15 protein-coding genes are annotated in these 12,502 nt (G+C 64.5%); 6 read left to right on the top strand and 9 right to left on the bottom strand.

Features of this window, described 5'->3' with window-relative positions; all coding sequences use genetic code 11:
• Positions 1–43: 43 nt before the first annotated feature.
• The 5 genes from NKH16_RS23475 to NKH16_RS23455 all read right to left on the bottom strand — a co-directional run bounded on the left by NKH16_RS23475 (position 44) and on the right by NKH16_RS23455 (position 4,337).
• Entirely contained in the window at positions 44–1,831 is a 1,788-nt protein-coding gene (locus tag NKH16_RS23475) for a bifunctional alpha/beta hydrolase/class I SAM-dependent methyltransferase (RefSeq protein WP_352822047.1), read from the bottom strand.
• A gap of 26 nt (positions 1,832–1,857) precedes the next feature.
• Positions 1,858–2,460 (bottom strand): CDP-alcohol phosphatidyltransferase family protein, encoded by a 603-nt coding sequence (locus NKH16_RS23470; protein WP_352902025.1) that lies wholly within the window; start codon positions 2,458–2,460, stop codon positions 1,858–1,860.
• A gap of 105 nt (positions 2,461–2,565) precedes the next feature.
• Positions 2,566–3,246 carry a hypothetical protein gene (locus NKH16_RS23465; protein WP_352744207.1) on the bottom strand — a complete coding sequence of 227 codons (681 nt, stop codon included), beginning with the start codon at positions 3,244–3,246 and terminating at the stop codon, positions 2,566–2,568.
• Between the two features lie 63 nt (positions 3,247–3,309).
• The gene (locus NKH16_RS23460; RefSeq protein WP_352685157.1) at positions 3,310–3,831 is read right to left on the bottom strand and encodes an Hsp20/alpha crystallin family protein; all 522 of its coding nucleotides are present in this window, start codon (positions 3,829–3,831) and stop codon (positions 3,310–3,312) included.
• 29 nt (positions 3,832–3,860) lie between these two features.
• Positions 3,861–4,337: an Hsp20 family protein gene (locus NKH16_RS23455; protein ID WP_352744210.1), complete on the bottom strand. Its 477-nt coding sequence runs from the start codon at positions 4,335–4,337 to the stop codon at positions 3,861–3,863.
• Between the two features lie 344 nt (positions 4,338–4,681).
• Here NKH16_RS23455 and NKH16_RS23450 point away from each other — a divergent pair, with 344 nt between their 5' ends.
• Positions 4,682–4,894, top strand: coding sequence for a hypothetical protein (locus NKH16_RS23450; RefSeq protein WP_245274651.1), 213 nt, complete (start codon positions 4,682–4,684; stop codon positions 4,892–4,894).
• A gap of 137 nt (positions 4,895–5,031) precedes the next feature.
• Entirely contained in the window at positions 5,032–5,301 is a 270-nt protein-coding gene (locus NKH16_RS23445; protein WP_352744213.1) for a DUF982 domain-containing protein, read from the top strand.
• 108 nt (positions 5,302–5,409) lie between these two features.
• On the opposite strand, the gene NKH16_RS23440 is transcribed toward NKH16_RS23445, so the two are convergent.
• Positions 5,410–5,679, bottom strand: a complete 270-nt coding sequence (locus tag NKH16_RS23440) for an usg protein (RefSeq protein WP_023675672.1) — start codon at positions 5,677–5,679, stop codon at positions 5,410–5,412.
• Positions 5,680–6,017: 338 nt separating this feature from the next.
• Here NKH16_RS23440 and NKH16_RS23435 point away from each other — a divergent pair, with 338 nt between their 5' ends.
• From NKH16_RS23435 to NKH16_RS23420, 4 genes are all read left to right on the top strand, one after another.
• A complete protein-coding gene (locus NKH16_RS23435; RefSeq protein WP_352453513.1) occupies positions 6,018–6,332 on the top strand; it encodes a co-chaperone GroES in 315 nt (104 codons plus the stop codon).
• Between the two features lie 58 nt (positions 6,333–6,390).
• Positions 6,391–8,022, top strand: coding sequence for a chaperonin GroEL (gene groL, locus NKH16_RS23430; RefSeq protein WP_352902020.1), 1,632 nt, complete (start codon positions 6,391–6,393; stop codon positions 8,020–8,022).
• Positions 8,023–8,125: 103 nt separating this feature from the next.
• Positions 8,126–8,341, top strand: coding sequence for a hypothetical protein (locus tag NKH16_RS23425; RefSeq protein ID WP_352453516.1), 216 nt, complete (start codon positions 8,126–8,128; stop codon positions 8,339–8,341).
• A gap of 291 nt (positions 8,342–8,632) precedes the next feature.
• The gene (locus NKH16_RS23420) at positions 8,633–8,965 is read left to right on the top strand and encodes a DUF982 domain-containing protein (protein ID WP_352744216.1); all 333 of its coding nucleotides are present in this window, start codon (positions 8,633–8,635) and stop codon (positions 8,963–8,965) included.
• Positions 8,966–9,136: 171 nt separating this feature from the next.
• Here NKH16_RS23420 and NKH16_RS23415 read toward each other — a convergent pair whose 3' ends face one another.
• From NKH16_RS23415 to NKH16_RS23405, 3 genes are read right to left on the bottom strand one after another with little or no spacing between them, the layout of a single operon-like run.
• Positions 9,137–9,628 (bottom strand): GNAT family N-acetyltransferase, encoded by a 492-nt coding sequence (locus NKH16_RS23415; protein ID WP_352744219.1) that lies wholly within the window; start codon positions 9,626–9,628, stop codon positions 9,137–9,139.
• A 46-nt stretch (positions 9,629–9,674) separates the two neighbouring features.
• On the bottom strand, positions 9,675–10,691 hold the full coding sequence (locus tag NKH16_RS23410) for an ABC transporter permease (protein ID WP_352453856.1): 1,017 nt from the start codon (positions 10,689–10,691) through the stop codon (positions 9,675–9,677).
• Entirely contained in the window at positions 10,688–12,262 is a 1,575-nt protein-coding gene (locus tag NKH16_RS23405) for a sugar ABC transporter ATP-binding protein (RefSeq protein WP_352744222.1), read from the bottom strand. The genes NKH16_RS23410 and NKH16_RS23405 overlap by 4 nt, the downstream gene beginning before the upstream one ends.
• Between the last annotated feature and the right edge of the window lie 240 nt (positions 12,263–12,502).

Raw genomic sequence — 12,502 nt, 5'->3', positions numbered from 1 at the left:
GCAGGGGCATCGCGAGGAACGGCAGAAGCAGGCAAGTCCATGCTCAGACGCGCCGCGCGACCGAAACGGTGAAGATGCCCCACTGGTCGATGCGCTGGTCGAGTTTCTCGAAACCGGCGGCCGCCACCAGTTGGTCCATCTCGGCCTGCGTGCGGCGGCGCATCACCCAGGCCTGGCCGCCGCGGTGCGAGGTCAGGCTGCGCGCGATCATCTCGAGCTGCGGATGCCAAGGCTGGTTGGTGTAGACGAGCAGGCTTCCGGGCTGCATGGCGCTGGCCAGTCCACCGAGCGAGCGGGCGATCATGGCATTGTCGGAAAACAATTCGTAGAGCCCCGAGACGATGGCGAGATCCGGCGCCGGGTCGAGCCCGGCCAGCATCGTGGCGTCGAAGGCGTCACCTTGATGGAACGAGACGGTCGCCGGCAGCTTGCGCTCGGCGATCAGCTTGCGGCCGAGCGAGACGTTCAGCTCGGAGAAATCCTGCAGCCGCACGCTTGCCGGCGGCGCGGCGCCTTTCCGCACGGCATCGAGCACATAGCGGCCATGGCCGGCGGCGATATCGACGATATGGACCGGCCGGCCGGCGGCCTTGAGCGAGGCGGCGGCGCTGCCGATCAGCTCTTCCAGATGCAGCTTGCGCTGGCGGATGCCGCGCCAGCCGATGGCATCGAGAAAGGTGCGGTCGATCATGCGGCCGATGGGGCTGATGCCGCGCGCCTCGTTCTCATAGACATAGTCGAGCGTCGAGCCGGAATCGAAGCCGGTGGCAATCCCCGTCTTCATGCCGGACGACAGCCAGGCGCCCATGCGGATCGAAGCGCGACTGATTGTCCAGTAGAGCCCCCTGGGAGACAGCAGCGGCAGCGGCGAGGCCAGCCGGTCGGCCTCGTCGCGCGTGTAGCCGGCACGGTCGGCCCAGGTCAGGTCGACCGGCTCTTCCGGCGCCGCGAACTGCTTTTCGAGGAAAGGCCTGATCAGGTCGAGTGCCTTGTGGCGGTCGCGCTCGCCCAGCGTGTCGTGGGAGAAGCCGGGCAGCACGTGCCGCTCCTTGGCCGGGCTCGCCAGATTGACGAAGAATTCGTGCTGCGGTCCATGCCGCACCACCCAGTCGCTGCCGGAGATCAGAAGCTGTGTCGGCACGGTGATGGCGCGGGCGTCGGCGACGATGCGCGCGGCATGGTCGTAGAGCTCGACCAGGATGTTGGAGGCGATCGGCCGGGTGATCAGCGGGTCGGCGTCGAAGGAGGCGATGCGCTCGGGGTCATGCGTCAGGAATTTCGCCTTGACGTAGGAATTGACGAAGAAGCGGCCCTTCAGCTTCTGCCACAACGCAATGCCTTGCTTGGCGAAGGGCACGTAGAGCTTGACCGAGAAGGCCGGCGAGGCCAGCACCAGGGCGCGAATGTCGGGCGCATAGTCATGCACCCAGGCGGCGGCAAGCACGGCGCCGAAGGATTGCGCGATCAGCGCGATGTCGCGCCGGGCAAAGCCGTCGCTGCCGATCTCGCGCACAAAACAATCGATGTCGCGCACCAGCGCGGCAAACGACGGCGCATAGCCGCGTTCGCCGGCGGAGCGGCCATTGCCGCGCGCGTCCCACGCATAGAAGGCGTGGTCGGGCATCTGGAGCTCGTCGACCAGATGCGCCATGCGGCCGCCATGCTCGTGGCCGCGATGGAACAGCAGGATGGCGCCCTTGCGGTTTTCCGACAGCGCCGGCCAATAGCGATAGAAGATCTCGGTGCCGTCATGGCTCTTGAAGCTGCGCTCCTGCGCAACCCGCTCGATATTGGCTGAAGCCACTGCGGCAACCGTCTGTTGGTGAAGCATGTTGTTCTCCCTGGCGAGACCGGAATTCAGCTGCCGCTCCCGTTAAGGCCGCTGCGTATCCGGTTGATGGCGGTCGCCAGCGAGAGTGTAGCCATGGCCGGAAACACGAGCGGCGTGAGCGCCGGGACCCACAGGCCGGACGCGATAAGCACGGCGAGGATGCCGAGCGCCAGCGCCCGGTCGCTTTTGCCGGACGGGCCGGTATAGTTGCGCCCGGTTCCGGCGGCGATGCCAAGCACGCCGGCGAATTCCGCGATCATAGCCGCCATAGCGAATGCGACGACGCCCCAGACAGGAAAAATGACGGCAAAGGCCAGGATCAAAGCGAGATCGGAGACAACATCGCAGAGCTCGTTGAGATACATGCCGAGCTTCGAGGCCTGGCCATGTTCCCTTGCGAGCATGCCGTCGATGGCGTTCAGCGCCATTCGCGTAAACAGCACGAGCGGCATCAGCAGAAAGACCGCGCGGTGGCCGGCAAGGGCTGCCACCGCAAGGCCGGTGGCGAGCGAGAGGGCAGCGGCAAGCAACGTGATCTGGTTGGCGGTGACGCCGGCTCTGGCCAGGCCGTCGGCAAGCGGCCGCAGCCTGGCCTGGAAGGCCGGTTTCAGCGCATAAAGCGTCGGCATGTGCGAACCCCCCGGCCGCGGTGCAAATGATGTTGGCGAGGATGGTCAATTGGCGCGCAAGGCGCAAGGGCGGCGCCCATCACTTTCCGCAAACTTGCCGGACGGCTATGTCCTCGCTTTGACCGTGTCGCCCGGGAACAGGGCGGGCAAGCTTTCTTCGGCCGCCGCCCAGGCGCGACTATGGTAACGCCGCAGGATGAGAATGCATGTCGCGAAGACCGCCAGCCCGCAAATCACGCCGGGCGACATGCCTCCGCCGAAAGCGGACTTAACAACGATGCCGGTGAAGACGCCGGCGATGGCGCCATTGATCGTGCCCACCATCCCCGCGGTGGTCATGAAATATTGCAGCGGCGAGGGTCTGAGGCCCTTGTCGACCAGCACCGCCGAGGGGTCGTCATGCGTGGAATTGACAAGGTATTTTTGCAGAACGGGCGCCAGCTCGACGAAATAGTGGCGGATCCGGGCCATGCCGCGGGCATGCACCATGTCCTCGATGGCAACCTGTACAGCGCGAACGAAGGTGACCAGGCCGATGAAGAAAAGGCAAGGCAGCAAGATCAGGCTGAACAACACGAACGGCCTGCCCATCTCCGTGACCTGCGCGACGAAGGACAAGGCAATCGTTGCGCTCGAGACCGAGGTCAGGAACAGATCGGCTCGCTGATTCGCTTCCTGAATGGTCGCGGCGCGAGCGTTTTGCAGCACGAAATGCTCGGTCGTCAGGCACTGCAGGGCCTGCTGCGCCTGGTCAGGCGGAACCGGAGCGTCGGGAGAACGGGTCATCGACATTTGCCCGCTTCTGCCCGCCGGAACCGGTAGGCAGAAGGGGCGTCGTCCTACGAGCCGTCAGGACTTGCCGTCGCCGCCGGTGATGGCGATACGCTTGGCCTTTGCCTGGGCGCGCTCCGTCTTGGGCAGCGTCACGCTGAGCACACCGTTCCGGAACGCGGCGTTCACCTTGTCTTCGTCGACTTCGTAGCCGAGCGGGATACGCCGCTCGAAACGGCCATAGAAGCGTTCGGAGAACTGCCTGTCCTTGTCCTCGGTCTCTTCGCGCTTCTCGCCGCGCAGCGTCAGCACGCCGTCATCGAGCAGCAGCTCGACGTCCTTCGCGTCCATGCCGGGGATCTCGGCGGTGACGCGGATCTCCTTTTCGCCATCGGCGATGTCGATACTGGGCCAGCTGACGCGGGCAGCGGAGAAGCCACCGAGCGACGGCAGCCTCGTGTCGAAGCCGCGGAACGCCTCGTCGAACAGGCGGTTCATTTCGCGATGCAGCGTCAGGAAGGGATCGCGATCGGCGTCACGGAACAGGCTGGGGGTCTGATTGTTCTCCCGGCCCCAGGGAATGAGATCACGAATAGCCATTGCATAGTCTCCTTTCTCGACTGGTGCATTCAGGCAGCCTGCTTGTTTGCTTCGCCCTGCGCGACCTTCGGCCCGGTCTTCGGCGAGGCGACATCGGTCGCGATGGCGATGCGCCGAGGCTTCATCTCCTCGGGCACCTCACGTACCAGATCGATGCTGAGCAGGCCGTTGTCGAGCGAGGCGCCTGCGACCTTGACGTGATCGGCAAGCTCGAAACGGCGGGTAAAGGGCCGTGTTGCGAGGCCATGATGCAGATACTCTGCGTTGTCCGGCTCCTTGTGCTGGCCGGAGACAATCAGGAGGTTGGGTTCATGGGTGATTTCGAGGTCGTCCTCGGAAAACCCGGCTACGGCGATAGTGACGCGGTAGTTGTTCTCGCCGCTGCGCGCGATGTCATAGGGCGGCCAGGTGTCGAAGGCCTGCGGCGCATTTTCCAGCAGGTTGAAGACGCGGTCGAAGCCGATGCTCGACCGATAGAGCGGGGAAAAGTCGAATGCGGTTCTCATAGCTACATCCTCCATCGAGCAACATAGATACGAGGGACGCCAAAGAGCTGGCGCTCCCTGGTTCCGCCGGCCCCATTTCGGCGACCGGTGCCTTCGATTTGGTTATTGTCCGCCGCAAGTCAAGACCCGGTGGCTCTCGCGTTGCCGGTTTTTCGGGCCGGTTTTCGGTCGGTTCGGCGAGGCTGCCAATCTCGCCACAAGTGGGGAGATGTCCGGCAGGAGATTGCCTGTTGGTTTCAATTGCCAACGCTGACTTCCCCGGCCGGTTATTGTCTGCAGCAGGTCAAGACCCAGATTTCTTGTGTTGCCGGGCCCGTTCCCGGCACTCGCAGATGGAGCTGACCATGACACGCGACGAGATCATTTCTGTGCTGGGCCCGGTCGACGAAGCCGTGATCGCCGACATTGCGGCGACGGACGGGACGGTCCAGGAATTGCGCGAGGCCCTGGCGTGGATCGCCGCCGACGAGGCGTTGGTGAACGAGGGCCGACCGCTGCCGACGGCAAGAGTAGCGACGCTGATCGAACTGCTGCAAGGGCCGGACGAGGAGGAATAACCGGCTGTCGCCGCGATGCTCTTGAACCGCGCAGAGAGACGAACCATGTCCTTCAGCGGCGCCGGCCGGCCGCCGGTGCCGCCAGCATAACGTTGCTTGCTCAAACAAGAAGACGATCAGAAAACAAGGAGGAGGTGATGGACGACGTCCGCTTTGCCGAGCCGATCACGTTGAAATTCCAATCCAGCGAGCGCAAGGTCGCCAGCAGTTGGGAAGCCATCGAATGCATGCGCCAGCAGTGGCCGGACCGTGCACGCGGCCGGAGTTGGCGCGCCGCCTATCGGACCTGCCGCGACGCGCTCGACGGTTGGCGTACCGCGCGTGATGCGCGCAAGGCCTTCGTCCGGGCGGCGCGCAAGGGCGGATTGCTCGCATCGGCCCGCAAGCCTGTCGACCGCGCCGGCTAGTCCGGACCCCCTCCGATATTGTGAGATCCAAAACAAGTGGGAGAGGCAGCTGCCTTTCCCCCGCTTCGGAGACTTTGTCCGCTGTCTAGCGGCAGATCGGCTTGCTCCTCAGTGGACGGTGATAATGCCGTTTACGGCCCGCCATTCGGAGGGCTGGATCAGGTGATGATGAGCCACGCGCACCGAATGCAGCGGGCCTTCGATCTCGCGCTCCCAGAAATCGAGGAAATGCTTCAGCGTCGGGAAATCGGGGGCAATATCGTATTCCTGCCAGATGTAGAGCTGCAGAAGGCTTCGATGATCGGGCAGGCGGTAGTGGATCTCCGCCGTGGTGAGGCCAAACCCTTGCATCTGGAGCTGAAAGTCCCTGCTGATCATGCAATCCTTCCTTTCCCAATGAACCTCCGTCTGCAAAACGCCTCGCCTTCCACATAGGTTCCAGCCGCCGCACGCGGCTCAGGAGACGGGCAGATTTGGAAATCCGGCCGGGTCATCGCGCCGGAAACGGCGAATGTGCGAACAATTACAGCGTATTGGCACTCTCAGGTGTCGAGTGCTAAAATTTTTGCGTGATCCTCTTGAAAGCTGAAAAAAGCGCGACTAGTTCGTATGCGCGCGATGCCTGAATGAAGGGGTCGCGACCCCGTGCCGGGCCGATATTGCCGGTCCGGTCAGGAGGATGTTCGAAAATCTGTTTGTCGCGAGAGGAGAACGACATGGCGTTTCGTCCATTGCATGACCGCATCCTGGTCCGCCGCATCGAGGTCGACGAAAAGACAGCGGGCGGCATCATCATCCCCGATACCGCCAAGGAGAAGCCGCAGGAGGGCGAGGTCATCGCCGCCGGCCCCGGCGCGCGCGACGACAGCGGCCAGTTGCGGCCGCTCGACGTCAAGGTCGGCGACCGCATTTTGTTCGGCAAATGGTCCGGCACCGAGATCAAACTCAATGGCGAGGATCTGCTCATCATGAAAGAGAGCGACGTGCTGGGCGTGATCGAAGCCACGGGCGAAATGAAGAAGGCTGCCTGAGCGGGGCCTGAACAAGCATTCCAGTCGACGAAAAGCTGCCTATCGAAGGAGTGTTCCAATGGCTGCCAAAGATGTGAAATTTCATACCGAAGCCCGCGAGAAGATGTTGCGCGGCGTCGACATCCTCGCCAATGCGGTGAAGGTGACGCTCGGTCCCAAGGGCCGCAACGTTGTCTTGGACAAATCGTTCGGCGCGCCGCGCATCACCAAGGACGGCGTGACGGTGGCGAAAGAGATCGAGCTTGAGGACAAGTTCGAGAACATGGGCGCGCAGATGGTGCACGAGGTCGCCTCGAAGACCAGCGATACCGCCGGCGACGGCACCACGACCGCGACGATTCTGGCGCAGTCGATCGTCCAGGAAGGCGCCAAGGCGGTTGCTGCCGGCATGAACCCGATGGACCTGAAGCGCGGCATCGACAAGGCGGTCGAAGCAATCATCGCCGAACTGAAGGCCAATGCCCGCAAGGTGACCAGGAACGACGAAATCGCTCAGGTCGGCGCCATCTCTGCCAATGGCGATGCCGAGATCGGCCGCTTCCTCGCAGAGGCGATGGAAAAGGTCGGCAATGAGGGCGTCATCACTGTCGAGGAAGCCAAGACCGCCGAGACCGAGTTGGAAGTGGTCGAAGGCATGCAGTTCGACCGCGGCTATCTCTCGCCATATTTCATCACCAACCAGGATAAGATGCGCGTCGAGCTCGAAGAACCCTATGTGCTGATCCACGAGAAGAAGCTGTCCAACCTGCAGGCCATGCTTCCCGTGCTCGAAGCCGCCGTGCAATCCGGCAAGCCGCTACTGATCATCGCCGAGGACGTCGAAGGCGAGGCGCTGGCGACGCTTGTCGTCAACAAGCTGCGCGGCGGCCTGAAGGTTGCAGCCGTCAAGGCGCCGGGCTTTGGTGACCGCCGCAAGGCCATGCTCGAAGACATCGCCATCCTGACCGGCGGCACGGCGATCTCGGAAGACCTCGGCATCAAGCTCGAGAACGTCACGCTGGAGATGCTCGGCCGCGCCAAGAAGGTGCTGATCGAGAAGGAGAACACCACCATCGTCGACGGTGCCGGCCGCAAGGATGAAATCCAGGCGCGCATCAGCCAGATCAAGGCCCAGATCGAGGAAACCACCTCCGACTACGACCGCGAGAAGCTGCAGGAGCGGCTGGCCAAGCTCGCTGGCGGTGTCGCCGTCATCCGCGTCGGCGGCTTGACCGAGGTCGAGGTCAAGGAGCGCAAGGATCGCGTCGACGATGCCATGCACGCCACACGCGCGGCGGTCGAGGAGGGTATCCTGCCCGGCGGCGGCGTAGCGCTGCTCAGGGCGGCGAAGGCGCTCGACAACGTCGCCGTCGACAATCCCGACCAGAAGACCGGCATCGAGATCGTGCGTCGCGCCATCGAAGCGCCGGTGCGCCAGATCGCCGAGAACGCCGGTGCGGAAGGCTCGATCATCGTCGGCAAACTGCGCGAGACGGCCGATTTCGGCTATGGCTGGAACGCGCAGACCAACGAGTTCGGCGACCTCTACAGTCAAGGCGTCATCGACCCGGCCAAGGTCGTGCGTACTGCTCTGCAGGGCGCCGCTTCTGTCGCCGGCCTGCTGGTGACGACCGAGGCGATGGTGGCCGAGAAGCCGAAGAAGGAAACGCCCATGCCTCCGATGCCCGGCGGTGGCGGCATGGACTTCTAAGGCCAGGCTTCCAAAGCGCGACTTCGAAACGACAGATGGACAGTGTCCGCCAAGGGCGGGCACGGTCTTGCCGGTCCGGGACTAATGCTGAGCAGGTGTTGCCATGGATATGATGGACAGTTTTGGAAAGATCGCGGCGCCGACCCGCCCGAAAAACGATTTCAACTATGAAGCCGACTGCAGGGCGGCGCTGGCGCCTTTGGTCGACGGCTTGCTGGATATGGCCGAGTCGGCCGGCTGGGACCGCCGCAAGGCGGCCTACACGCTGATGTTTTTGTCGGCTCAACGCCTAGGGGCCGGCACGGAGGAGCGCAAATGATCGCGGCGCGGATGCGCGAATGCCTGCGCCTGCTGCGGTGATCGGAAACCGATTTCGCCGAGGAGGCGGGATACTCGCTCGTCAAGGCAAGGGCGTGGCTCCACGGGCGCGAACATCCGCCGCTGGGCGTGGCGGCCTGGCTCGAGGCGCTGGTCAAGATGCACCGGCTGCTGCCGCGGCCGGGCATGCAAGCCGTATTGCATTCGCCGATCGACGCCGTCCTGCAGGCGGATCGAAGCGCCCGCGGTTGAGTTCCGAAAGGAGCCGATCGAGCCAGGAAAGGAGAGTGTCATGGATCGTGCTTCGTTCGACAAGCCGGTTACCATCCTCACCGGCCTCGGTACGCCGACGAAGATAGAAAGCGCGGCTGAGGCTTATGCGCTTTTGTCTGAGTGGCCGGCAACGAGCCGGACGGCCGCGCATGACATCGCCGCCAAGGCCTGCCGGGAGGCAATGGAAGGAGAGATCGACGGCAAGACGGCGCGCGCCACCTTCGTTGCCTTCGCCCGCCGCAACGACCTGCTTGCGCCGCAGACGAACGGGATGGTTGCCGGCGAGAGCTTTGCTGGCGCGACGGTTGCCGAGTGGGCAACGCGCCCACAGCGCGTCAACGCCCCGGCCTGAGCGGTTGGAGAAGTCGCCAATCTCCCCCCTTGAGGGGGAGATGTCGCCGAAGGCGACAGAGGGGGTCGGTACGTCCTGGCGCGACGCCATGTTGGACGAAAGAGAAAGTTGGCGCCTCACGCGCGGCTACCCCCTCTGGCCTGCCGGCCATCTCCCCCTCGAGGGGGGAGATTACGCGCTCAGCCGGCGCATGATCAGCGAGGCATGGCCGCCCACCCCGTGTGCAGCCGGCCGGCGCTCGACGACCTCGAAGCCGTGCTTGCGATAGAAGGCGATTGCGCGGTCGTTGCCCTCGATCACTTCCAGGGCGATGCTGGGAATACCCGCATGCGCGGCAAGAACGGCATGCAGCAGGTCGGCGGCAAGGCCGGTGCCGTACTCGCTCTTGTCTATATGGAGCCGCTCGAGCATGACCTCGCCTGTGTCGTCCATCGCGGCCATCGCATAACCGGCGAGCGAGCCGTCAGCCCGCTCGGCGACGAAGGACATCTTGTTGTCATCCCCGAACTCGGACGCCAGCCGCTCCGGCGCATGCCTCTCATCCGACAGCCGTGCCGTGGTCTCGGCACCCAGGATCGGCGAATAGGTGTGTCGCCAGGACCCTCCAAGCAGCCGCGACACCGCCGGAACGTCCTGTTCGGTCATGGTTCTTATTTGGGGCATCGCCACCTCCCGGGCAGTTTACGGCACCGCAGCGTTCGCTCCGCCATCACCGCCTCACCCGCGATTTCAGCCAGCGGTCGAAGGCCACGGCGAGGATGAGGATCAGGCCGATGACGATGCTTTGCGTGTAGGACGAGACGTTGTTGAACTGCAGCCCGTTCTGCAAGACGCCGATCAGTCCTGCACCGACCACCGTGCCGCCGACGCTGCCGATGCCGCCGAACAGCGAGGTGCCGCCGATGACGACCGCCGAGATCACCGTCAGCTCGTAGCCGATGCCGGCGACGGCTTCGGAGGAGTTGAGCCGCGCCGACAAAACGAAGGCGGCGAGGCCGGCGAAGAAGCCGACGATGATGTAGACCGAGATCAGGATGCGGTCGACACGCAGGCCGGAGAGCCGTGCCGCCTCGGCATTGCCGCCGACGGCATAGACCGCGCGGCCGTAACGTGTGTAGCGCAGCACGATATGGCATAGGATCGCGGCAATCGCGAAGATGATCGCCGGCACCGGAACCGGGCCGATCAGGCCGGTACCGAACCAGCGCATCGAGGCGTCGAAGCCGGAGATCGGGCCGCCATTGGAAATCGTCAAGGTCAGGCCGCGAAACACGGTGAGGCCGCCGAGCGTGACGACGAAGGGCGGCACCTTCAGCCTGGTGATGGCAAAGCCCTGGACGCCGCCGGCCACGGCGCCGACGACGACGGCGGCGAGAAGGGCGGCGAACCAGCCATAGCCTTGCGTGCCCGACGTCGACAGCGACAGCGTGTTGGCGGTGCCGCCCTTGGCCACCACCGCCGCGACCATGCCGCAGAAGGCGAGCAGCGAGCCGACCGACAGGTCAATGCCGGCGGTAAGGATAACGAAGGTCATGCCGAGCGCGATCAGCCCGGTGATCGAGATCTGGCGCATGATGTTGAACAGGTTGATCGGGTCGATGAAGCTCGGCTTCAGCACGGTGAAGACGACAATCAGCAACGCCAGGAACATCAGCGGGCCGAAGCTCATCAGCAGGCGCGCAATATTGACGCCGCCGCGCTGGCTCCGTTCGGTCGTGCTGGTCATTGCGTTGCTTCCTGCTTCTGGTCGAGCGCCATCAGTTCCATCAGTTTCTCCTCGGTCGCCTCGATACCGGGCATCTCGCCGGTGATGCGCCCGCGCCGCATGGTGACGATCCTGTCCGACACCGCAAGCACTTCGGGCAGCTCGGACGAGATCATCATGATGGCGATGCCGCGCGCCGCGAGCTCCACCAGGATCTGGTGCACTTCCGCCTTGGCGCCGACATCGACGCCGCGCGTCGGTTCATCGACGATCAGCACCTTGGGGTCGCGTGCCAGCCAGCGGGCAAGGATGACCTTCTGCTGGTTGCCGCCGGACAGTCCCTCGATCGCCTGCTCGGGCGAGGCCATGCGGATCGACAGCGTCTTCCTGTAGTTCGCCAACGCCTCGCGCTCGCGCCGCTCGGCCATGAAGCCGACATTGGAGTAGCGGTCGAGCGCAGCGATCGAGAAATTGGTGAGGATGGCGAGTGCGGCGAAGATTGCCTGGTGCTTGCGGTCTTCCGGAACCAGCCCGATGCCGAGCTCGATGGCGTCGGCGGGTGAGGCGGGCGCGATCGGCTTGCCGTCGAGCATGATGGTGCCGGCTGCAATGCGGTCGGCGCCGAAGATGGCGCGGGCGAGCTCGGTGCGGCCGGAGCCGACGAGCCCGGCGACGCCGAGGATTTCGCCCGCCTTGAGGTCGAGATCGACGCCTTCGAGCACGATGGCGTGCGGCGCCTGCGGATCGCGCACCGTGCGCAGGCCGCGCACCGAGAGCCGGACGTCGCCGGCGACATCGCGCTGCGTCGGCCTGGCATAGAGCTCGGAAGCGGCGCGGCCGACCATCTTCTCGATGATCTTCGGCAGTTTGATCGGCCCGCCTTCGCGGTCGAGATGGCCGGCCAGCCTGCCGTCGCGCAGCACCGTCATGCGGTCGCAGATCGCCGAGGCCTCCTCCAGCCGGTGGGTGACGAACATGATGGCGACGCCATCCCTGCGCAGCCGGCCCATAATCGCCATCAGCTTCTGCACTTCGGTTTCAGTCAGCGCCGAGGTCGGCTCGTCCATGATGATCAAGCGGCTCTTCAGCGATAGCGCGCGGGCGATCTCGACCAGCTGCTGCTCGGCCACCGACAGCGCCGACACCGGCGTCGCCGGGTCGAGGTCGAGGCCGACGCGAGCGATGATCGCGCGCGAATCTTCCTCCATCTTCCGCCAGCTGACCAGCCCGAACCGGCCGAGCGGTGCGCGGCCGATGAAGATATTCTCCGCCACGGTCAGCGTCGGGATCAGGCTCAGTTCCTGGTAGATTGTTACGATGCCGTGGCGCTTGGCATCCTGCGGATTGTGCGGGCTGAATTCGACCCCATCGAAGACGATGCGGCCGCTGGACGGCGGCATCACGCCGGACAGGATCTTGAGCAGCGTCGATTTGCCGGCTCCGTTCTCGCCGAGCAGGCCGAGAATCTCGCCGGGGCGGACTTCGAGCGAAACGTCGTTCAGCGCCGTGACGCCGGCAAAGCGCTTGGTCACGCCCTCGACGGTGAGCAGGGCGGGAGAGGGTGAAGGCGCAGTGGCTTCAGTCGCGGGCAAAGGTTGCTCCCAATTTGCGATTGATGGCGGGACAGCGCCCCCTCTGGCCTGCCGGCCATCTCCCCCTCAAGCGGGGAGATTGCAGCTTCATTGGCTTCGCCTCTTCTGCAAGATCGAAAACTAGCGAAAGCCGACGTGACATCCAATCTCCCCCCTGTTTGGACCGGAGACATCGCGAACAGGTGTGCGAGGACATCGCGAACAGTTTCCCACCCTATCTGTTGCTTGCGTTGAGGTCGA

Origin of the sequence: Mesorhizobium sp. M1307 (assembly GCF_040318155.1) — a bacterium.
Lineage (GTDB): Bacteria > Pseudomonadota > Alphaproteobacteria > Rhizobiales > Rhizobiaceae > Mesorhizobium.
This window is presented reverse-complemented; position numbering and strand designations above follow the sequence as displayed.